This is a genomic window from Bacillus sp. GbtcB10 (assembly GCF_019091365.1).
GTDB classification, from domain to species: Bacteria; Bacillota; Bacilli; order Bacillales; family Bacillaceae; genus Bacillus; species Bacillus altitudinis.
In genome coordinates this window covers 293,089-313,091 of the sequence record NZ_JAGXJP010000004.1, presented here as the reverse complement: position 1 = coordinate 313,091, position 20,003 = coordinate 293,089, and the positions used below count along the sequence as shown (strand labels likewise).

The following is a 20,003-nucleotide window of genomic DNA, read 5'->3' as shown; positions in this document are numbered from 1 at the left end:
TTTTTTATAAAAACTCGAATTAACAGGTACGTTTTGTCTTGTTTAGTTTTCAAAGATCATCTTCGTTATCGCTCAGAAGCGACTTTCTTAATATAACATTTGAGCGCCGTGTGCGTCAAGTGTTTTTTCGAATTTCTTTTTGTCCGCTTTTCTTTCAAAGCAACTCGGTTGCTCATTAGCGACGTTTAATAATATACCATCATAATATTCATGCGTCAATATCTTTTTTAACAAAATATCCTCGGTGATAGATTTTTTGTCCCTTCGTCTCAATTGGCTCTACTAGCACAATTCCTTTTTCCACAAAGAAATCAATCATCACACTAAGATCAGGCGTGAAATGTTTGAGATCAGGATGTGCAAGAAGCTCGCCAAACAGCCAAATATCCTGCTGTTCCATGACATGACGCAAATGAGCCGCACCAATTTCTGCTTTTGAATGAATCAAGAAATCATTCGCTAGGAATAAAAGTTCTAACCGTTTATGAAGACTTTCGTGGCTTTCAATCAACTCTGAATAAAGTTTATATACTTCCGGCTCCATATGACGTACTTGGTTCCAAACGGTCACTTCTGGGTGGAAGCCTTTATCAATCACTTCAATACGCGCCAGGTGATGCAGGGCATGCACAATGGAATTATATGCATCGAGGAATTGATTTGATTCAAAAAATGCTTTTCCTTCTATATATCTGCGAATGAGCTTGCCATATTCTAAACCAATTTTGAGCTTGCGGTTAGAAAACGGGAATGTACTCAGTTCATCAATCAAGTTGAAAATATATTCATTTCGATCGAACAGGACTTTTCCGTTTAAAATCCAATCAATAATCCGTCTGTTGGTACCTAAGGTAATCCATTCCTTCAACTGATCATCTGTGACAACATTTAAAGAAGCTGTTTGGTGACCGGATTCATAGTGCTTAATAAATAACGGTTCTTCCGCATCCTTTACGATGACTAGAAGCGCTGCATCAAAGTTATCCGTCTCAGAAGATACTTTATGTCTTCTTTCTACTATAATCACAGCTAATGTATCTGGATGACTTGCTCTCTCTTGATAAATAGGACGGAGAAGATTTTCCATAGTGATTCCTCCAATACTCGGGTGTAAGGTTCTTCTCTAATGCTATGTATTTCTCCTCATAGAATCAAAATTCCTTCAATACATGAAAAAAGATCGTTGAATCATTATAAGCAATTTATTCACAAAACTCTATAACTAATTCAAACAGAAAGGTAAAATGTGCTATATTGGAGATAAGGGGGACTAGGGATGGCGAAATACTCCAGTAAGATTAATAAAATCAGAACATTTGCACTTAGTTTGGTTTTTGTTGGTTTTTTGATCATGTATATCGGTGTGTTCTTCAAGGAATCGGTCTGGCTGTCGACCTTCTTTATGCTACTCGGCGTGTTATCGATTGGATTGAGTACAGCCGTTTACTTTTGGATCGGTATGCTTTCTACGAAGGCAGTCCGTGTCGTATGTCCAGGCTGTGAGAAGGAAACAAAAGTGCTTGGGCGAGTGGACATGTGCATGCATTGCAGAGAGCCACTTACACTCGATCCAGCATTAGAAGGCAAAGAGTTTAATGAATCCTACAATCGAAAAAAGTCATAAAAATAAGCTGACCATTCAACTGGTCAGCTTTTTCATTAATGATTTTCTTTTTTTGCACATTCTTGACAAGTGCCATAGATCTCCAAGCGATGATGACTTACTGTAAAGCCTGTCACATGGGATGCAAGCTGTTCTACTTCATCAAGGCCAGGATAGTGAAAGTCAACGATCTTTCCGCAGTTTTCACAAATCGCATGGTAATGGTCAGATGTCGCAAAATCAAATCGGCTTGAGGAATCCCCATACGTTAATTCTTTTACTAATCCAGATTCCCGGAAGACTCGTAAATTGTTGTAAACCGTTGCTACACTCATATTAGGAAATTTTCCTTCAAGTGCCTTATATATATCGTCCGCGGTTGGGTGTGTCATAGAATTTACGAGAAACTCCAAGATGGCATGGCGCTGCGGAGTAATTCGAACACCGGTTTCTTTTAGAGCGTCTAAAGCATCTTTTAGTTCGTGAGCAGCCATTTCATCATGCACCTCTCTTTTCAAAAATATTCTTATATTATAATCTTTATAAATAGTGTACCCCCAGAGCCGAAACTTTGTCAATTACAATCCTCTTTTTTACCTATTCTTCTATACAAAAAAGACCGGCACGACTGCCGATCTCATCACGTCAACATATTAAGCGTGAGCTTTCAGTTCCTCAAGCGCTTCTTCCACATGATCTTTCACCTTTACTTTACGCCACTCTTTCACAAGCTTTCCTTCTTTATTAATAAGAAACGTTGAGCGTTCAATTCCCATGTATTCCTTACCAAAGTTCTTTTTCAGCTTCCATACACCGAAAGCTTCAGACAATTTTTGTTCGTCATCTACAAGAAGCAGGAAAGGTAAGTCATGTTTTTCTTTAAACTTTTGGTGCTTGTCTTGACCGTCTGGGCTTACGCCGATGATCACAGCATCTAATTCCGCAAAGCTTTGATGGCGGTCACGGAAATCACAAGCTTCCGTTGTGCACCCCGGCGTCATATCTTTTGGATAAAAATAAAGGACAATGTGTTTCCCTTTAAAATCAGAGAGCTTTACTTTCTCTCCATTATCACCAAGTAATTCAATATCAGGTACTTGCTGCCCCACTTCGATTGTCATGATACAATCCCTCCAACCTATTTTTTCATTAGCCTATCCAATTTCGAGAAGATATTCAACTAAGGACGCTTGCATCGGCATGTTAAAATAATGATAGACGACGTGATACGTTGAGATAGGAGGCTATTTATGAAATTCACCGAATCAGAAAAATTACATCAAGAGGCGCTGGAGCATATTGTTGGAGGGGTTAACAGCCCATCTCGTTCATATAAAGCAGTGGGCGGCGGGTCACCTGTTGCAATGGAAAAAGGCGAAGGCGCTTATTTTTGGGATGTTGACGGAAACCGTTATATCGACTATTTGGCAGCATACGGTCCAATTATTACGGGACATGCTCATCCTCATATTACAAAAGCCATCACGAAAGCAGCCGAGACGGGTGTCCTTTACGGAACACCAACGAAGCATGAAGTCACTTTTGCTAAGATGCTGAAGGAAGCGATGCCTGCTTTGGACAAAGTTCGTTTTGTCAATTCAGGTACAGAAGCTGTGATGACGACAATCCGTGTCGCTCGCGCTTATACAGGCAGAACAAAGATCATTAAGTTTGCCGGATGTTACCACGGTCATTCTGATCTTGTGCTAGTTGCGGCCGGCTCTGGACCTTCCACTTTAGGAACACCAGATTCAGCGGGCGTGCCTAAAAGTATTGCCAATGAAGTCATTACCGTTCCATTCAACGATATAGACAGCTACAAAGAAGCATTAGACCGCTGGGGTGATGAAGTAGCAGCTGTTCTTGTTGAGCCAATTGTCGGGAACTTTGGCATCGTAGAGCCTAAAGACGGTTTCCTGCAGCAGGTGAATGACCTGACTCATGAAAAAGGGGCTCTAGTCATCTATGATGAAGTCATTACAGCTTTCCGCTTTATGTATGGTGGTGCACAGGACTTGCTTCAAATAAAACCTGACCTCACTGCATTAGGTAAAATTATCGGCGGCGGTCTTCCAATCGGCGCTTACGGCGGCAAAAAAGAAATTATGGAGCAAGTCGCCCCGCTTGGACCAGCCTATCAAGCTGGTACGATGGCAGGAAATCCCGCCTCCATCCTTTCTGGTATTGCATGCTTGGAAGTGTTAAAAGAAGACGGAGTCTACGAACGTCTGGATCAGCTCGGGGCCATGTTAGAAGAGGGAATTTTAGCCCACGCAAAAAAACATCAAGTAGATATTACAGTGAATCGCTTAAAAGGTGCTCTCACCATTTATTTTACAAAGGAAACGATTGTGAACTACGAGCAGGCTGAAAATACGGATGGTGAAATGTTCGCCCGTTTCTTTAAATTCATGCTCGCACAAGGTATTAACCTCGCTCCTTCTAAATATGAAGCGTGGTTCTTAACCATTGCGCATACTGAAAATGATATTTCTGAAACGCTCAAAGCAGTAGATCATGCGTTTGAACAACTGAAACAATCATAATGAAGAGAAAAACAGACGTAAATTCATGCGTCTGTTTTTTTATTTACCAGCTCTTGATTGTCAAAAGCGAGTGAATCTGTTACATTTTTTCTCAATACCTTCTTTTGATGTTTTCATGAACTTTCAAAAATCACTTGAATATTTCGGAAGACCGCTGTATATTACTTAGTTGTTTCATCAAAATATTTATGATATATGACAAGTGGTCATCTATTATCGAAAAGAAAGGAATGCAGGGACAAAACCAATGAAACTTGGAGCCCGTATTTTAAAAACTGGTATTGCCATTGTACTCGCGCTTTACCTGGCAACATGGCTTGGGTTGCCGACACCCGTCTTCGCGGGAATTGCAGCTGTATTTGCTATCCAGCCATCTATTTATCGATCATTTTTAACGATTGTTGATCAAGTGCAAGCCAATATTATTGGAGCAGCACTTGCCATTACGTTCGGTCTGCTTTTTGGCACAGGACCCGTCATCATCGGCTTAACTGCCGTCATGGTCATTGCGATTAATTTAAAGCTGAAGATTGAACACACGATTCCGATTGCACTCGTAACCGTCATCGCGATTTTAGAAAGTGCAGGGGATCATTTCCTTTCCTTTGCCTTAATTCGAACAGCAACTGTGGTGTTAGGCGTACTTTCTTCATTTTTAGTGAATTTGATTTTCCTGCCGCCAAAGTATGAAACAAAGCTTGTTCATCACATTATGGAAAATACGGAGGAGATTTTAAAATGGATCCGTCTGAGCTCCAGACAGTCAACTGATCATTCCACTTTAAAGGATGACATCGATCAAATAAAAGAACGCATGATCAAATTAGATCACATTTACTTGTTATACAAAGAAGAACGAAGCTATTTAAAGAAAACAACTTATGTCAAATCTAGAAAGCTTGTTTTATTCAGACAGGCAATCATGACGTCTAATCGAGCGCTGTACTTGCTGAAAAAGCTTCATAAGTTAGAAAATGAAATTCATTTGATGCCAGAGCATTTCAGAGAGAGCTTAACAGATGAGATTGATTATTTGCTTTATTGGCATGAACGTACCTTGATGAAGTTTGTTGGAAAAATGAAACCGCAGGACGATGATTTTCAGAATGAATGCTCTCTTCGTCTTGAAGCATTAACGAAATCATTTATTCAGCACCAGCAAAATCAAGAAAACAACTTGCTGGATTACAATATGCTGAATGTGATGTCGAGTATTATTGAATACCGTGATGAATTGGAGCATCTAGATACTTTGATTACAAGCTTCCAAACGTATCACCCAAAAGATAGTGAGATTGAGACAGAAGAAAAAGAAGCTTAAATAGAAAAGACCGATTCTTAGAATCGGTCTTATTTTATTTTCTTCATTTTAGGATCAAGGGTGTCTCTTAATCCATCTCCCATCAAGTTAAAGCCAAGAACCGTCAGCATAATCGCAATCCCCGGGAAAAATAAAGTCCATGGCGCTTGTACGAGATAAGGTCTCGCATCTGCAAGCATTTTCCCCCACTCTGGACTTGGCGCTTGTGCACCTAATCCTAAAAATCCTAAAGCCGCCGCTTCAATAATGGCAGTACCAATCGCAAGCGTCGCTTGAACGATGACCGGCACCATACTATTTGGCAGAATGTGACGAAGAACAATGCGGCGGTGTGACATCCCAACTGCTTTTGCTGCTAAAACATATTCTTCTTGCTTAATGCTCAGCACCTTTGAACGAACCAGCCGCCCAAAAGTCGGGACGTTAATAATCGCTATGGCAATAAGGGCATTTTGTAAGGAAGGGCCTAAGATGGAAACGATCGCAATCGCTAATAGAATGCTAGGAAAAGCGAGTAAAATATCAAATAGTCTTGAGATGACAGCATCCAGCAATCTGCCGCCGTAACCTGCCACCAATCCAAGCAATGTCCCTAAAATAACCGACCCGAGAACGGAGAAGAAACCCACCCATAATGAAATCCGAGCTCCATGCACGACTCTAGAAAATATGTCTCTCCCGAAATCATCCGTACCAAACCAATGTGCAGCCGAAGGGGCACTAAATCGTTCGCCTAGTGACTGCTCGTTGATTCCATAAGGAGCAATGAGCGGTGCAAAGATTGCTAGGATCAGAAATAAAAAGACAATCACAGTGCCAATGACCGCCAGCTTGTGCTGAAAGAACAGTTTCATCGATTCAAGAATCAGTGATTGAGAGCGTTCTTCCTTTTGTTTAGGTGCTTGAAGCTCTTTTTGCGCTTCCATGTCGTCACTCTCCCTTCTCTAGTATTTAATCCTCGGATCAATGACTGCATACAAGATATCCACAATGAAATTGATCAGCACAAATATGAGCGCAACAACAAGAATGCCAGTTTGAATAACAGGATAATCACGATAGCTAATTGCATCGTAAATATACCGCCCAATTCCCGGCCAAGCAAAGATCGTTTCTGTTAAAATGGCTCCGCCTAGCAAGAGACCTGTTTGAAGACCAATAATCGTTAAAATCGGAATGAGCGCATTTTTCAGCCCATGCTGATAAATGATGAAAAATGAACGTACCCCTTTTGCTTTTGCTGTTCGAATAAAATCTGAATGAAGAACTTCCAGCATACTTGCCCTCGTAATCCTTGCAATAATCGCAGCAGGAATCGTTGCGAGAGCGGTACTTGGTAAAATTAAATGCTTGATGCTGTCAAAGAATTGATCAAATCGTCCTTGCAAAAGCGTGTCCAGCGTATGGATATAAGTGATCGACTCTACCGGATTTCTGACGTTTTCTCGTCCTGTAGTCGGCAAAATACCTAATTCAATCGAGAATAGCCACTGTCCCATTAAGCCTAACCAGAAAATCGGCATGGACACCCCAATGAGCGCAATAAACATGGCCACATAATCAAAGAATGAATGTTTAAACCACGCACTAATGATTCCGGCATTCACACCGACAATAATCGCTAGCAACATAGCGAAGAAAGTCAATTCTAATGTAGCGAATAAGTAAGGCTTCATTTCCTGGGCAATAGCCGCTCCTGTTCGTATGGAAGTCCCTAGATCACCTTTTAAAAGCCCCAACATGTAGTGACCATATTGTACGTACCACGGCTGATCTAAACCAAGCTGAATCGTCAATTGCTCTACTGCTTCTTTCGTTGCCCGCTGTCCTAAGATGACCTGCGCCGGATTTCCAGGGATAAACCGAATAATAGAAAATACAACTAAGGTCATTCCGATCAGTACTGGAATGAGCATTCCTGCTCGCTTCATACAATAAGCAAACAAACAGCTTTCACCGCCTTTTCATTGTTTGGATAAGGGAGATCGAACGATCTCCCTTATTTGCTTATTCGAAATATACGTCAGTCAATGCTTCGGAACCAGTCGGATGCGGCTGGTAGCCTTTTAAATCTTTAGATGCGGCAAGCATTGGAATTGAATGGACTAATGGAATCCAAGGCGCTTCATCATGAATGATTTCTTGAGCTTCTTGATATAATTCATTTCGCTTCTTTTGATCCGTATCGGTCTGCGCTTCAATGAGGATGTCATGCATTTTATCGTTTTGGAAGAATGTATAGTTGTTACCGCCAATACTGTCTTTATCCAATAGTGTGTAGATGAAATTATCAGGATCGCCATTGTCCCCTGTCCATCCTAATAAGAACACATCTGCTTCGCCTTTACTTGCTTTATCTAAATAAGTCGCCCAATCATATGTGACGATTTCGGCTTTGACACCAACTTTTTCAAAGTTTGACTGAATGACTTCAGCTACCTTCATCCCGTCTGGCATATATGGACGCGGCACAGGCATTGCCCAAAGCTTGATGCGAAAACCGTCAGGGAAGCCTGCCTCTTTCAATAGTTCTTTTGCTTTTTCCGGATCATATGGATATGGCTCAATCTCGTCATTGTAGCCTTCTAATGACGGAGGAAGTGGATTTTTTGCTGGTTCAGCAAGCCCTCCATAAAACGACTCGATGATTGATTCTTTATCAACTGCATAATTGAGCGCCTGACGAACCAACTTGTTATCAAGCGGCTTTCTAGTCACTGTCAGCCCGATATAACCTACGTTCATGGATGGTCTTTCAATCAGCTGGAGCGCTTTGTCTGTTTTAATGCCATCTAAATCGGACGGATTGACGCCGTCCATTAAGTCAATTTCGCCTGTTTTAAGCGCATTTAAACGAGCAGAGTTTTCAGGAATAGAGCGGAAAATGATTTGTTTCAGTTTTGGTTTATCTTTTTGCCAGTAATCTTCGTTCTTTTCTAAGACAATACGGTCGTTCTGCTTCCATTCTTTAAACTTAAATGGTCCTGTGCCAACTGGGTTTTCTCTAAATGAATCACCGCTTTTTTCAACTGCTGCAGGACTAGCGATACCAAATGGTGACATGGCGATGTTTTTCAGAAATGTTGCTTGCGGGCGTTTGAGTTGAAATTCAATTTCATGCTCTCCTTTGACGATGATGTCTTTAATGACATGCCCTTTATCTTTTTTATAGCCGCCAAACATGCCGTAGTAAGGAAATTTTTCGGCATCTCCATTCATCCAGCGGTCAAAGTTGAATTTCACTGCTTCTGCATTAAAATCTGTGCCATCGTGAAATTTCACACCTTCTCTTAAGTAGAACGTGTAAGATTTTCCGTCCTTTGCAACATCCCATTCTGTTGCGAGGCCCGGATGGATGGTCGTGTCTTTTTCACCGTAATTCAAAAGTTTTTCAAACATATTCTCTGTGACCTTGAAGGTTTCGCCTTCTGTTGTTGTAATCGGATCAAGTGACGTAGAGTCCCCTCCTCTGCCGAATACGAGAGTGTCTTTTGTGGCTTTTTCTTCTGATGTTGATGAAGATGAACAGCCCCCTAAAAATAACGCAAGTGCCAGCACAAAAATGAAACTACTGAATAACCATGTCTTCTTCATTGTGTTCCTCCTTTTGATATAAATAGCACGCAGCTGCATGACCTGTTTCCTTCTCATACAAAGGCGGAACAGCTTGCAAGCATTGCGCCCACCTTTTTGGACATCTTTTATAGAAAGGACAGCCATCTTCTGACACCAGGGTGGATTCTTCCGCTGACACATCCTGCGTTTCCAGCACGTGATCCATATGTGGAATGGATGTCAGAAGAAGCGATGTATAAGGATGAAGCGGCTTGTGAAATACGTCCTCCGCAGGACCCATTTCTACAATACGGCCAGCGTACATCACTGCAATTCGGTCGCTCATATACTTGACAACGCCTAGATCGTGAGAAATAAACAAGTACGTCAGAGAAAGCGTCTTTTGCAATTCGAGCATTAAATTCAATATTTGCGCTTGAACCGATACATCTAAAGCGGAAACTGGCTCATCGGCAATCACAAGACTTGGATGAGTAATCAGCGCCCTAGCAATTCCAATACGCTGCCTCTGACCGCCGCTAAATTGGTGCGCATAACGGTCTCCATAGGATGGGTCAAACCCAACAATGTGCAGCATCTCTTTTACACGCTTTTGTCTTTCTGCTTTTGTTCCATGTTTATGAACAATGAGCGGTTCTTCTAAAATGTCTTTGATTTTCATTCGTGGATTTAAGGAAGCGTATGGATCTTGGAAAATCATTTGAATGTCTTTTCTGAAGGAACGCATGTCTCGTTCTTTCAGAAGCGTCACTTCTTTTCCTTTCATTTGAATTGAGCCAGAAGTCGGTTCGATTAATCTCATTAAGCTTTTGCCAAGGGTTGATTTCCCGCAGCCAGATTCGCCCACAATGCCGAGCGTCTCTCCTTCTTTCACGTGAAAGGACACTTGATTTAAAGCCAAAGTCGTCTGTTTGTGTTTAGAAAAAAATGCCGATGTGTCATAACGCTTCGTCAGTTGATTCACTTGCAACAGTGGGTGATTCAGTGTCTTCTCCTCCTTCCATTAGAAAACATGCGACGCGGTGATTGTGTGAAATGGATTGTAAAGATGGGTCTTTTTCAAGACATTGCGTCATTTGATATGGACAGCGTGGTGCAAATTGACAGCCGGACCGAATAGCTCCTGGCTTAGGTACATGACCCGCAATAGACATGAGTTTTTCTTTTTTCTCTTTAAATGATGGAACAGAGGCGAAAAGACCTTTCGTGTAGGGATGGAGAGGTTTTTGGAAAATACGGTCAACGGTTCCTTCTTCTACGATTCGACCGGCATACATAATCATGACACGCTGGCATATTTGCCGCACGACGCCTAAATCATGAGTAATAAATAAAATAGCGGTGTCCATCTCTTCATTTAACTTTTTGAGCAAACGAAGAATTTGTGCTTGGATGGTGACATCAAGTGCAGTCGTTGGTTCATCTGCAATCATGAGCTTTGGGTGACACAGCATCGCCATCGCAATCATCACACGCTGACGCATGCCGCCCGATAGTTCATGTGGATATTTTTTGAGTAATGACGCTGCTTGTTTCAGGCCAACCGTTTGAAGCAAATCTACCGCCTTCACTTTTGCTTCTTTTTGGTTGATAGTCTGATGTGTGAAAAGGGCTTCTGTCATTTGCTTGCCGATGGTCATGAGTGGATTGAGAGAAGTCATGGGTTCCTGGAAAATCATTGAGATGTCATTCCCTCTGACCTCTCGCCATTGTTTCTCCGACAGTGACAGCAGGTTTTGACCTTCAAATTGTATGTGACCTGTTGTTTCTGTTTGGTGATTCAGCCCCATTAAAGACATCGATGTGATGCTTTTCCCGCAGCCAGATTCGCCCACAATACCTAAGGTTTCTCCTTTTTGAATAGAGAATGAGATGTCATGGACGATCGGCACTCTCTGTTTTTTTTGCTGAAAGGCAATGGACAGCTGTTTAACATCTAGCAATACTTCTTGTTCTTTCACATCTTCACCACCCCGTCATACTTTTTAAAATTGTATTGAGACAAGCTGGGAAATATGTCATGTTTTTGACAAGCATAAAAAAGCCTATCCGCTAGAATCGGATAGGCTTCTACTAATTTAATGTTTGAATGGTAAATAGATGGCGATAGTGGCTGTCTCGGTTCATTAATTCCTCATGTGTTCCTTTTTCCACAATCTCGCCTTGTTCCATGACCACAATGAGGTCCGCATGTGTAATCGTTGATAAACGGTGCGCAACTATAAAAGTTGTGCGATCTTTTGCCAGCTTTTGCATCGCCTCTTGAATGTAATGTTCACTTTCTAAATCAAGTGCAGACGTCGCTTCGTCTAAAATAAGCAGCGGTGGATTTTTAAGAAATACCCTCGCAATTGAAATTCGTTGTTTTTGACCGCCTGATAGCTTTACGCCACGTTCTCCTACTTTCGTGTCATATCCTTCAGGAAGAGACATGATAAAATCATGCGCATTTGCCGCTTTTGCAGCCGACACAATTTTCTCAAAGGATGCTTCCGGGTCTCCCACAGCGATATTTTCTTTAATGGTGTCACTGAATAAGAATGTATCTTGGAGCACCATTCCGACTTGATTCCGGAGGCTTCTTGCCTTGTACTCTTTAATATCAATGCCGTCAATTTCGAGTGATCCGCTTGTGACATCATAAAATCTTGGAATTAAGCTGACGAGTGTCGACTTCCCTCCGCCACTCATTCCTACAAGCGCAACGGTTTGACCTTTTTCTACTTTCAAGGAGATATTGTGTAAAATCTCTTCCTGTGTATGTTCATAACGGAACGACACATCTTTAAACTCTACCTCTCCTTTTAAGTGATTGGCTTCTTTTGCATTGGGCTTGTCTGTTACTTCATACGGTTCATCAATAAACTCAAAAATACGATCCATTGATGCTACTGACTGAGTTAAAGTCGTCGATGAGTTAATGAGACGACGAATCGGGTTGTACATCCGGTCAATGTAGCCGACAAAGGCAATCATTGTCCCAATTGAAAGCGACCCGTTAATGACGGTATAGCCAGCAAAAGCAATGATGAGCAGCGGCGCAATGTCTGTGATCGTATTGACGACGGCGAATGTTTTGGCATTCCAATTCGTATGATTGATCGCTTTGTTTAAGAAATTTTTATTTTCATCGTGAAAATTCTCTTGTTCGTATTCTTCAATCGCAAAGCTGCGAATGACAGGCATTCCTTGTACTCGCTCATGCAGGTGCCCTTGTACCTCAGCCAGTGCCTGCGACCGCTCTTTTGTCAGCTTGCGAAGCCGTCCGTAAAAATACTTCACTGCTAACGCATACAGCGGAAAAATAATGACAGACACAATGGTGAGTTTAAGATCCAGTGTACACATAATGGCTATCACAATCAGGACGGTCATCAAATCAAGCCAAATGTTCATAAGCCCTGTGATGACAAATTCCTTTGTTTGCTCCACATCGTTGATGACCCTTGAAATAATTTCCCCTGTTCTCGTGTTGGCGTAATAACGAAGGCTTAACTTTTGAATGTGCGAGAACAGTTTTTCCCGAATATCAAATAATACTTTACTGCCTGTCCACTGTGCATAGTATTGTCTGTAGTACTCAACAGGCGGTCTCATCACTAAAAATAATACAAGCATGATTCCCATAATAATAAAGAGAGTGGATGTTTTTTCTTCAGCCGATCCAGAGCCTTGAATGACATCATCAATGACATACTTTAAAAGCAGAGGCAATGTTAAGGGAATCGAGAACTTAATCATTCCGATCACCATTGTCAATGCAATCTGTTTTTTATACGGTGTTACAAAAGCCATGTAACGTTTTATGACCCCCATGTAAATCTCCTTCCCAATCTATCAGTGCCTCTTATCCGTACGCAGTCAAAAACCTGTTGGCTTTGAAAAGCCAAACAGGTTTTAGCTGCTGTTACTTATTTTGTATAACGCAAAAAACGTTCATACCACATATCCACAAATTCTGGAGCAAACGGTCCCTTCCGCTGGTGAATCCAATGCAGTAATGTATTTAGATGCTCTCGTAAGATACTATCGATTTCTTTTGGATAATTCATCTGCCTCTTATGATCTGCATATTCATCCTCATCCAAAATATTATACGTCATGTCCGGAAAGACTTTGACATCTAAGTCGTAATCAATATACTTAATCGCCTCTTCATCTGTCGCAAAAGGAGAGCTGATGTTGCAGTAATAATACACCCCATCATCTCGAAGCATCCCAATGACATTAAACCATTGTTTTGCATGAAAATAGCAAATAGCCGGTTCTCTTGTCATCCATGTTCGGCCATCGGATTCAGTCACCATTGTTCGATCGTTTGCACCAATGATACACAATTCCGTTGCTTTCAGAATCGTGGTTTCATTCCAAATCCTGTGGATCAAGCCATTATGTTTATAGCTTTGAATTTGGATGGTTTCTCCTTCCTTGGGATAGCCCATATTTTCTCCCCTACTTTCTATAACAAACAAACCTAACAGTCCAAAGACCTAATTTTCCAACTAAACATGTCTCTATTATATTATACCGTTACATCATTAAAAAATGAAATGAAAAAGCCATTCAACCCAATTGAACGGCACACTCTTTTACATGACGGTTGAGCTCTTCTCCATTTGTTTATACGAATTGATGACTTGTTCAGTCTGTTTTGTAAATAGTGTTTGGACTTTTTGCAGTTCCTCTCGTTTTTGTTTGATTTGATCATGAAGCTTATGCCGCTCTTCCTTTTTTTCACCTTGCAGCAATCGTTTTTCTGTCTCTAAGTACAGATCAAGTTCCCCTTGTACATCGAGCAGCTGATCCATAAGCTGCATTTGTTCTCTGACAAGCTGATCGAAATCAGACATCTAACTCCTCCCTTTCATTCGTATCGACTTTTTGTATCTATACCATTTCTTGAAAGAAGGAAGAAGTCCTTTGACTGTTTATGTAGAGGTTTTACAGGTTTTGTCGGATGGTGGGGAGAGGCAAAAAGAAAAGCACTTCATTCGTAGATGAAGTGCTTCCCTTTGTTTCAGTGATTAGCTGTTTTGTTGTTTGTTTTGCTCAGCTTTTTGGTTGTATTTTTTTACGTGCTGTGCGTCAGTCTCGCTAGCAAATTCAGTGCCATATTGACCGCCTTGTGCAGCAGCTTGGTTTTGTTTTTTCACTTGTTGTGCGTTTGTTTTGTTTTGTTGTTTATCCATCATTATCACCTCCACGCACATTAATTTGTGCAGAAGGTGTATATCTTATTCATGTTTTTTTTAAACAAGCAAAGAACGTCCGCCATCGACGATAATCGTCTGTCCTCTAATCATATCTGCTTTGCCTGATACAAGGAATTCTACACTGTCGACCATGTCTTTAATTTCCACCATACGGCCTGCTGGTGTATTTTTCTTAGCGTCTTCTAATAGCTCTTCACGATTTGGGAAGTGCTTGAGTGCATCTGTATCAATGGCGCCGCCTGATACGGCATTCACAACGATATTTTTTTGTGACAGCTCAACGGAAAGGTAGCGTGTCAAAGCTTCTAGTGCTGCTTTAGATACACCGACCACCGTGTAGTTTTCAAGGTAGCGGATAGAGCCTAGTGAGCTAATGCTGACGATATGTCCGCCGCCGTTTTTCTCCATTAATTTGGCTGCTTCTTGTCCGCAGAATAACAAGGCTTTCGCATTGATATTCATGGTCCAGTCCCAATGATTTTCTTCAAGATCCATGATTGGGCGCTGAACGCCAGATGCCGCATTGTTCACAAATACGTCTAAACGGCCAAACGTTTCGTCAATTTGCTGGAACATGTCTTTGATTTTCTCTGGCTGACCAACGTTGGCTTTGACAACTAATGTTTTAACACCCATCGCTTCAATTTCTTCAGCTGTTTCAAGTGCTGCTTTTTTGCTTCTTGCATAGTTAATGACAATGTCATATCCTTTTTCAGCCAGGCGAAGGGCTACTTCTTTCCCGACACCTCTACTGCTGCCTGTAATTAGTGCACATTTACGCTTGTTCATTATGGTTCATCTCCTGATTTGAATAGTTTTCGTCCATTCGCTTCACACTAATAGGAAAGTTCCTATTAGGAGGTTACATTCATGTATGTCGGACGCGATTTAAGCCAGCTTGGCATGATGTCAAAGGATCAATGGAAAGATACTGAGCTTGCTTTTTTTCATCATGCTTTCCAACAAATTTTACCTTATTTAAACGAAGAAGGGCAATCTAAGTATCGAGAAATCATTTCTGAAATTGAAAACCGCGGGGGTCTGCACCGAAATGAAGCCGATTATACCCATGGTACAACGGTTAAATATGACTAGGTTGTTCAAGAGCCATCTTCCATATTTTTTGATGTGAGACTGGCAAAGCATATGCCTCAAATTCTTCTGTTGTGACTTTTTTCAGCATCGTGTCATCAGATACAGAGGTCACACGTCCAAAGAAAACAGAAATATTCCAGATGAGGTGGGTAAATACATGTTGAATGGTGCCTTCTAAATCACCAAGTTCTGCTTGTACACCCGCTTCCTCTTTTAAGAAATCAATCAGCTGCTCTTTTTCCGTTTTTCTTCCCTTCATTGTTTCCATGTTTGGGAACTCCCATAAATTCGCAAGCAGACCTGTACTTGGACGCTTATGAATATAGAGGTGGCCTGCATCATCAAATAACACCACCGCTGCCATTGATTTCGCAGTCGGCTTTTTCTTTTTACTTTTCACCGGCAGCTCATGCTGAACGCCTTCCTCAAGTGCTGAGCAATGCATGTTTACAGGACAAATGAGGCATGCAGGAGAGGTTGGGGTACAAATAAGCGCACCTAGCTCCATTAGCCCTTGATTGAATTCTGACGGCTTTTCCCGGGAAATGAGCTGATCAACCGCAAATTCGAAAATGTTTCTCGTTTTTGGTTTTGCAATATCATCCCATATGGACAAGATACGGGAAATGACCCTCATCACGTTGCCGTCTACCGCAGGGTATGGCTTGTTATAAGCGATACTCAGCACTGCGCCGCTCGTATACGGACCTACACCTTTCAGCTTTGAAAATTGTTCTTTCGTATCAGGGACAACGCCCTCGTAGGATTCATATACTTCTTTCACAGCAGCCTGTAAATTACGCACTCTTGAGTAGTAGCCCAGACCTTCCCATGCTTTCATGACCTTTTCTTCATCAGCTAAAGCAAGATCTTTCACCGTCGGGAATTGCTCCATAAACCGGTTGAAGTACGGAATGACCGTATCCACTCTCGTTTGCTGGAGCATCACTTCTGATACCCAGACGCGGTATGGATCTTGATTTTCACGCCATGGAAGTGTTCGTTGTTCTTTTTCATACCAATCGATTAAATCATGCTGAAAACCCGCAATATCTTTGCGGTCCAGCTTTTCTTGAATGTCTTTCATCTCTATACTCCTTCTTATCGAACCGAGAGCTAACGTTCTGAAAAGAACCTTATTTGTTGTATACTGTTTGTAGATACGTTAACATGTTACATTAAATCGGGATAAAGCAAAAGTGATTTTGCACATAGTCTTGATGAGAAACGTATACTTTGTATGATTGTTCCTAAGCATGACAACTAGGAGGTAATCAATTGGACACTGGTACTCATGTAGTAATGGGCATTTCTCTTGGGGGACTTGCGCTTTTAGATCCAGCCGTCAGCGCAGATCCACACATGGCACACGCCGTGATGATCGCGACCATCGCCGGCTCCCAAGCACCAGACATTGATACTGTGCTAAAACTAAAAAATAATGCAGTTTATATAAGAAATCACCGGGGATTTACTCATTCCATTCCGGCTGTACTGTTTTGGTCATTGCTAATTCCTGCTGTGATTTTCCCATTTGTGCCGGGGGCGAATTTACTTCACCTTTGGTTATGGACACTATTAGCCGTCGTGCTTCATGTGTTTGTCGATATATTCAATGCATACGGCACACAGGCCATTCGTCCATTTTCAAAGAAATGGGTAGCGCTTGGGATCATTAACACGTTTGATCCGTTTATCTTTTTTACCCATCTTGTCGCCATTGTCGTTTGGGCGATTGGCGGGCATCCCGGCTATACGTTTATTACGCTGTATGCCGTGATTTTCTGTTATTATATCGTCAGGGTCATCATGCAGCTTCAGATTAAACGTCAGCTGCGTGCACGATTCGATGAAATTGAAGACATTATTATTTCGCCTACAATGAAGTTCAGACAATGGCGCATTGCCGTGAAATGTAAATCCTCTTTCCATGTTGGACGCAGTATGAATGGTGAGATCATCATTTTAGACACCTTTAACCGTGTGCCGGTCCCTGATACAGAGATTATGAAAATTGCCAAGCAAGACGAAAACATTTCAGCCTTTCTCTCCTTCTCCCCTGTCTACCGGTGGGAAGTGGATAAATACAAGGATCATTATGAGGTACGGTTCATTGATTTGCGCTACCGCAGCAAAGGTCATTATCCTTTTGTCGCGATCTGCCATATCGACATGGACCACCAAATCAAAAACTCCTATACCGGCTGGATTTTCAGTGAAGAAAAACTGCAAAAAAAATTAAGACTCGGCTCTGTGTGAGCGAGTCTTTTTTTGTGCTTACAACTTCGTCATATATTCCACAATAAACTCCCAAAAGCCAGGTCCCTCTTGGTAAATCAGCCAGTCTACTTTTTCGATGAGTTTGATGTAGAGTTCTTGTTCGAGGTCTTCTCTTTCTTGATATGCCGTGTTTTGTAGTTTCTTTTTGATCATGGGTGTGAAGGTTTCAATGAGTTCTTCCATTTCTCCATTGGTCATTTTTTCTTCGTTCACGGACATCTCCCCCTGTTTCTTCTTTTAGTTTGTTGAGCGCTTTTTTGTGGATGTTTGAGATGTTTTGTCTCGTTTCGCCTAGCCGGTCGGCTATTTCTTTCATTGTTTGACCTTCAACATAAATATGGGTTAAGACCATTTTTTGTTTGTCTGTGAGCTGCTGGTAGGCCTTGTACAATCTTTGATCTTGCAGGTGCTCTCCTAAGTCTTGCTGGTTGAAGAGCACGGCTTCATACGTATCGGTTTGAACAGGGTCTTTCACTTCTTGCGTATCAGGATGATCAAGTATGAGCGGAAAACGCTGCTGCTTTTTTTTCACTCGTTTGTCAAAGTCGACTGAAAAGATGCGGATCATTGTGGAAATATACTTGATGATGCGGATTTTTTGATAAAACTGCTTGAACTCGGAATCTAGTTTTTTCGCATTTTCTTCGTTTGGCTCTTCCATGACTTGCCGGAGCAGCTGCTGGTTTTTAGGATTGCTTAAAAACTGCTGAATGAGCGGGTGATCAATGATTTCTTTCCATTTTGCTTTCAATAACAGCCGATAATCCATGTGCATCCTCCCCTTTGTTCTCTCTACTTGCATTAAGTGGACAAAAGTTAAAAAAAGTAAACTTTGTGAAACGGGTCTAATGGTTCATTTTCTCCCCCTTTAATTTCCTATTTCTTCTTTCATACCACTTATAGAGAAGACGAGCATCCGCTGGGAGGTGAGACAAATGGAGACCTTTTTTTCGGAGGAATGGTTGAAGCAGCTCGGTCAGGCTGGCTTTCCTGCCATTTTGACGGTTTATTTGCTGACACGTTTTGAACGAAAGTTTGATGAATTAAGTAAACTCATCCAACGATTGGTCGCTGTTCAAAAAAATGATGAATCAGATTGACATCTTCTTGATTCGTTTCACCTTATGAAAGCGAGGGCGAAATGAAAGGCCTTTTGTCACCTCACACAATACGATGTTGAAAGGGGATTTTAACATGAGTGAAAAGCAAAATGGGGTACCACAGCCGATTCGAGGAGAAAAAGGAGCAACGGTCAAAATTCCACGTAATCTCGAGCGAGACAGACAAAACCCAGATATGCTCACGCCACCAGAAACCGATCATGGAACGGTTCCCAACATGAAATATTCTTTTTCTGATACGCACAACCGTTTAGAAAAAGGTGGTTATGCAAGAGAAGTCACGGTGCGTGAACTGCCAATTTCTAAAAGTCTTGCCTCTGTGAACATGCGGCTAAAGCCTGGTGCGATTCGCGAGCTGCACTGGCATAAGGAAGCGGAATGGGCGTACATGATTTATGGGGAAGCACGAATTACATCGGTTGATGCAGAGGGGCGCAATTTTACAGAGGATGTGACAGAGGGTGATTTGTGGTACTTCCCTTCTGGCTTGCCGCACTCTATCCAAGCACTTGAACCGGGAGCTGAATTCTTGCTTGTGTTTGATGATGGATCTTTCTCTGAAAATAGTACGTTCCAAGTGACTGATTGGCTTGCCCATACCCCAGAGGAAGTCGTTCTCCAAAACTTTGGAATGACAAAGGAGCAATTTAAGAAGCTACCAGAGAAAGAGAAGTATATTTTCCAAAAAGGAATTCCTGGTTCCCTTGAATGTGACAAGGTGCAAACAGAGCAAGGGGAAGTCCCAAATTCTTTTAAATATGAATTGTTAAAGCAAGAGCCGATAACGTCAAGCGGTGGACAAGTGTGGATTGCGGACTCTACCAATTTCAAAGCGTCTAAAACGATTGCATCCGCTCTTGTGAAAGTTGATCCAGGTGCCATTCGTGAGCTGCACTGGCATCCAAATACGGATGAATGGCAATATTTCATTTCTGGAAAGGCACGAATGACGGTCTTTGCTTCTGATGGACATGCGAGAACCTTCAACTATCAGGCGGGAGACGTTGGCTATGTGCCATTTGCGATGGGGCATTATGTAGAAAATACAGGTGACGAACCGCTTTATTTCTTAGAAATCTTCAAGAGTGATCATTATGCAGATATCTCACTCAATCAGTGGCTTGCGGTCACACCGAAACAGCTTGTTTTGGATCATTTAGATCAAGGTGAAGAATTCTTGAAATTGCTTGATACTGAAAAACATCCTGTCATCGCTGCACCTAAAAAAGAGGATTAATTCTACCTTCC

22 protein-coding genes and 1 pseudogene are annotated in these 20,003 nt (G+C 41.7%); 7 read left to right on the top strand and 16 right to left on the bottom strand.

Annotation, left to right across the window (positions count from 1 at the left end):
- Positions 1-208 precede the first annotated feature (208 nt).
- The gene (locus KVT11_RS16490) at positions 209-1,087 is read right to left on the bottom strand and encodes a nucleotidyltransferase-like protein (RefSeq protein ID WP_017358856.1); all 879 of its coding nucleotides are present in this window, start codon (positions 1,085-1,087) and stop codon (positions 209-211) included.
- A gap of 189 nt (positions 1,088-1,276) precedes the next feature.
- Between KVT11_RS16490 and KVT11_RS16485 the strand changes: the two genes are divergently transcribed.
- Positions 1,277-1,624 (top strand): YgzB family protein, encoded by a 348-nt coding sequence (locus KVT11_RS16485; RefSeq protein WP_017358855.1) that lies wholly within the window; start codon positions 1,277-1,279, stop codon positions 1,622-1,624.
- 35 nt (positions 1,625-1,659) lie between these two features.
- Here KVT11_RS16485 and perR read toward each other — a convergent pair whose 3' ends face one another.
- Entirely contained in the window at positions 1,660-2,097 is a 438-nt protein-coding gene (gene perR / locus KVT11_RS16480; protein ID WP_003217782.1) for a peroxide-responsive transcriptional repressor PerR, read from the bottom strand.
- Between the two features lie 159 nt (positions 2,098-2,256).
- On the bottom strand, positions 2,257-2,724 hold the full coding sequence (bcp, locus tag KVT11_RS16475) for a thioredoxin-dependent thiol peroxidase (protein ID WP_007496746.1): 468 nt from the start codon (positions 2,722-2,724) through the stop codon (positions 2,257-2,259).
- A 129-nt stretch (positions 2,725-2,853) separates the two neighbouring features.
- On the opposite strand from bcp, the gene KVT11_RS16470 reads away from it, so the two are divergent.
- Positions 2,854-4,149, top strand: a complete 1,296-nt coding sequence (locus tag KVT11_RS16470; protein ID WP_116307681.1) for a glutamate-1-semialdehyde 2,1-aminomutase — start codon at positions 2,854-2,856, stop codon at positions 4,147-4,149.
- Positions 4,150-4,396: 247 nt separating this feature from the next.
- On the top strand, positions 4,397-5,470 hold the full coding sequence (locus tag KVT11_RS16465) for an FUSC family protein (protein ID WP_116307679.1): 1,074 nt from the start codon (positions 4,397-4,399) through the stop codon (positions 5,468-5,470).
- Between the two features lie 29 nt (positions 5,471-5,499).
- Here the strand turns inward: KVT11_RS16465 and KVT11_RS16460 are convergent, their stop codons facing one another.
- From KVT11_RS16460 to fabL, 10 genes and pseudogenes are all read right to left on the bottom strand, one after another.
- Positions 5,500-6,396, bottom strand: a complete 897-nt coding sequence (locus KVT11_RS16460; protein ID WP_116307677.1) for an ABC transporter permease — start codon at positions 6,394-6,396, stop codon at positions 5,500-5,502.
- Between the two features lie 18 nt (positions 6,397-6,414).
- Positions 6,415-7,416, bottom strand: a complete 1,002-nt coding sequence (locus KVT11_RS16455; protein ID WP_007496737.1) for an ABC transporter permease — start codon at positions 7,414-7,416, stop codon at positions 6,415-6,417.
- Positions 7,417-7,477: 61 nt separating this feature from the next.
- Positions 7,478-9,064 (bottom strand): ABC transporter substrate-binding protein, encoded by a 1,587-nt coding sequence (locus KVT11_RS16450; protein WP_017358851.1) that lies wholly within the window; start codon positions 9,062-9,064, stop codon positions 7,478-7,480.
- Entirely contained in the window at positions 9,039-10,016 is a 978-nt protein-coding gene (locus KVT11_RS16445) for an ABC transporter ATP-binding protein (RefSeq protein WP_217609077.1), read from the bottom strand. Before KVT11_RS16445 ends, KVT11_RS16450 begins: the two co-directional genes overlap by 26 nt.
- Positions 9,985-11,007 (bottom strand): ABC transporter ATP-binding protein, encoded by a 1,023-nt coding sequence (locus KVT11_RS16440; protein ID WP_024718262.1) that lies wholly within the window; start codon positions 11,005-11,007, stop codon positions 9,985-9,987. Before KVT11_RS16440 ends, KVT11_RS16445 begins: the two co-directional genes overlap by 32 nt.
- A gap of 112 nt (positions 11,008-11,119) precedes the next feature.
- Positions 11,120-12,862 (bottom strand): ABC transporter ATP-binding protein, encoded by a 1,743-nt coding sequence (locus tag KVT11_RS16435; protein ID WP_007496730.1) that lies wholly within the window; start codon positions 12,860-12,862, stop codon positions 11,120-11,122.
- A 95-nt stretch (positions 12,863-12,957) separates the two neighbouring features.
- On the bottom strand, positions 12,958-13,488 hold the full coding sequence (gene ntdP, locus KVT11_RS16430) for a nucleoside tri-diphosphate phosphatase (protein ID WP_008341956.1): 531 nt from the start codon (positions 13,486-13,488) through the stop codon (positions 12,958-12,960).
- 147 nt (positions 13,489-13,635) lie between these two features.
- Positions 13,636-13,896, bottom strand: a complete 261-nt coding sequence (locus KVT11_RS16425; protein ID WP_017366881.1) for a YgaB family protein — start codon at positions 13,894-13,896, stop codon at positions 13,636-13,638.
- 174 nt (positions 13,897-14,070) lie between these two features.
- Positions 14,071-14,220, bottom strand: a pseudogene (locus KVT11_RS16420) (gamma-type small acid-soluble spore protein); the annotation flags it as partial.
- A gap of 75 nt (positions 14,221-14,295) precedes the next feature.
- Positions 14,296-15,048: an enoyl-[acyl-carrier-protein] reductase FabL gene (gene fabL / locus KVT11_RS16415; protein WP_007496726.1), complete on the bottom strand. Its 753-nt coding sequence runs from the start codon at positions 15,046-15,048 to the stop codon at positions 14,296-14,298.
- An 81-nt stretch (positions 15,049-15,129) separates the two neighbouring features.
- Here fabL and KVT11_RS16410 point away from each other — a divergent pair, with 81 nt between their 5' ends.
- Positions 15,130-15,354 (top strand): hypothetical protein, encoded by a 225-nt coding sequence (locus tag KVT11_RS16410; RefSeq protein ID WP_008341962.1) that lies wholly within the window; start codon positions 15,130-15,132, stop codon positions 15,352-15,354.
- Here the strand turns inward: KVT11_RS16410 and mutY are convergent.
- Complete coding sequence (mutY, locus tag KVT11_RS16405; protein WP_017366880.1) at positions 15,341-16,441, bottom strand: A/G-specific adenine glycosylase; 1,101 nt, start codon at positions 16,439-16,441, stop codon at positions 15,341-15,343. The two genes, KVT11_RS16410 and mutY, sit on opposite strands and share 14 nt — an antisense overlap.
- Positions 16,442-16,632: 191 nt before the next feature.
- Here mutY and KVT11_RS16400 point away from each other — a divergent pair, with 191 nt between their 5' ends.
- On the top strand, positions 16,633-17,613 hold the full coding sequence (locus KVT11_RS16400; RefSeq protein ID WP_008341965.1) for a metal-dependent hydrolase: 981 nt from the start codon (positions 16,633-16,635) through the stop codon (positions 17,611-17,613).
- A gap of 18 nt (positions 17,614-17,631) precedes the next feature.
- Here KVT11_RS16400 and rsoA read toward each other — a convergent pair whose 3' ends face one another.
- Positions 17,632-17,853: a sigma-O factor regulator RsoA gene (rsoA, locus tag KVT11_RS16395; protein ID WP_034620885.1), complete on the bottom strand. Its 222-nt coding sequence runs from the start codon at positions 17,851-17,853 to the stop codon at positions 17,632-17,634.
- Positions 17,801-18,403, bottom strand: a complete 603-nt coding sequence (locus KVT11_RS16390; RefSeq protein ID WP_116307671.1) for a sigma-70 family RNA polymerase sigma factor — start codon at positions 18,401-18,403, stop codon at positions 17,801-17,803. Before KVT11_RS16390 ends, rsoA begins: the two co-directional genes overlap by 53 nt.
- Before the next feature lie 166 nt (positions 18,404-18,569).
- On the opposite strand from KVT11_RS16390, the gene KVT11_RS16385 reads away from it, so the two are divergent.
- Both KVT11_RS16385 and KVT11_RS16380 read left to right on the top strand, forming a co-directional pair.
- Entirely contained in the window at positions 18,570-18,734 is a 165-nt protein-coding gene (locus KVT11_RS16385; protein WP_003217819.1) for a YvrJ family protein, read from the top strand.
- A 94-nt stretch (positions 18,735-18,828) separates the two neighbouring features.
- Positions 18,829-19,992: an oxalate decarboxylase family bicupin gene (locus KVT11_RS16380; protein WP_017358845.1), complete on the top strand. Its 1,164-nt coding sequence runs from the start codon at positions 18,829-18,831 to the stop codon at positions 19,990-19,992.
- Positions 19,993-20,003 lie beyond the last annotated feature (11 nt).

Coding starts and splice junctions, on each gene's coding strand:
- KVT11_RS16490 (WP_017358856.1), bottom strand. CDS start 1,087: ATGGAAAATCTTCTCCGTCCTATTTATCAAGAGAGAGCAAGTCATCCA.
- KVT11_RS16485 (WP_017358855.1), top strand. CDS start 1,277: ATGGCGAAATACTCCAGTAAGATTAATAAAATCAGAACATTTGCACTT.
- perR (WP_003217782.1), bottom strand. CDS start 2,097: ATGGCTGCTCACGAACTAAAAGATGCTTTAGACGCTCTAAAAGAAACC.
- bcp (WP_007496746.1), bottom strand. CDS start 2,724: ATGACAATCGAAGTGGGGCAGCAAGTACCTGATATTGAATTACTTGGT.
- KVT11_RS16470 (WP_116307681.1), top strand. CDS start 2,854: ATGAAATTCACCGAATCAGAAAAATTACATCAAGAGGCGCTGGAGCAT.
- KVT11_RS16465 (WP_116307679.1), top strand. CDS start 4,397: ATGAAACTTGGAGCCCGTATTTTAAAAACTGGTATTGCCATTGTACTC.
- KVT11_RS16460 (WP_116307677.1), bottom strand. CDS start 6,396: ATGGAAGCGCAAAAAGAGCTTCAAGCACCTAAACAAAAGGAAGAACGC.
- KVT11_RS16450 (WP_017358851.1), bottom strand. CDS start 9,064: ATGAAGAAGACATGGTTATTCAGTAGTTTCATTTTTGTGCTGGCACTT.
- KVT11_RS16435 (WP_007496730.1), bottom strand. CDS start 12,862: ATGGGGGTCATAAAACGTTACATGGCTTTTGTAACACCGTATAAAAAA.
- ntdP (WP_008341956.1), bottom strand. CDS start 13,488: ATGGGCTATCCCAAGGAAGGAGAAACCATCCAAATTCAAAGCTATAAA.
- KVT11_RS16425 (WP_017366881.1), bottom strand. CDS start 13,896: ATGTCTGATTTCGATCAGCTTGTCAGAGAACAAATGCAGCTTATGGAT.
- fabL (WP_007496726.1), bottom strand. CDS start 15,048: ATGAACAAGCGTAAATGTGCACTAATTACAGGCAGCAGTAGAGGTGTC.
- KVT11_RS16410 (WP_008341962.1), top strand. CDS start 15,130: ATGTATGTCGGACGCGATTTAAGCCAGCTTGGCATGATGTCAAAGGAT.
- mutY (WP_017366880.1), bottom strand. CDS start 16,441: ATGAAAGACATTCAAGAAAAGCTGGACCGCAAAGATATTGCGGGTTTT.
- rsoA (WP_034620885.1), bottom strand. CDS start 17,853: ATGTCCGTGAACGAAGAAAAAATGACCAATGGAGAAATGGAAGAACTC.
- KVT11_RS16390 (WP_116307671.1), bottom strand. CDS start 18,403: ATGGATTATCGGCTGTTATTGAAAGCAAAATGGAAAGAAATCATTGAT.
- KVT11_RS16385 (WP_003217819.1), top strand. CDS start 18,570: ATGGAGACCTTTTTTTCGGAGGAATGGTTGAAGCAGCTCGGTCAGGCT.
- KVT11_RS16380 (WP_017358845.1), top strand. CDS start 18,829: ATGAGTGAAAAGCAAAATGGGGTACCACAGCCGATTCGAGGAGAAAAA.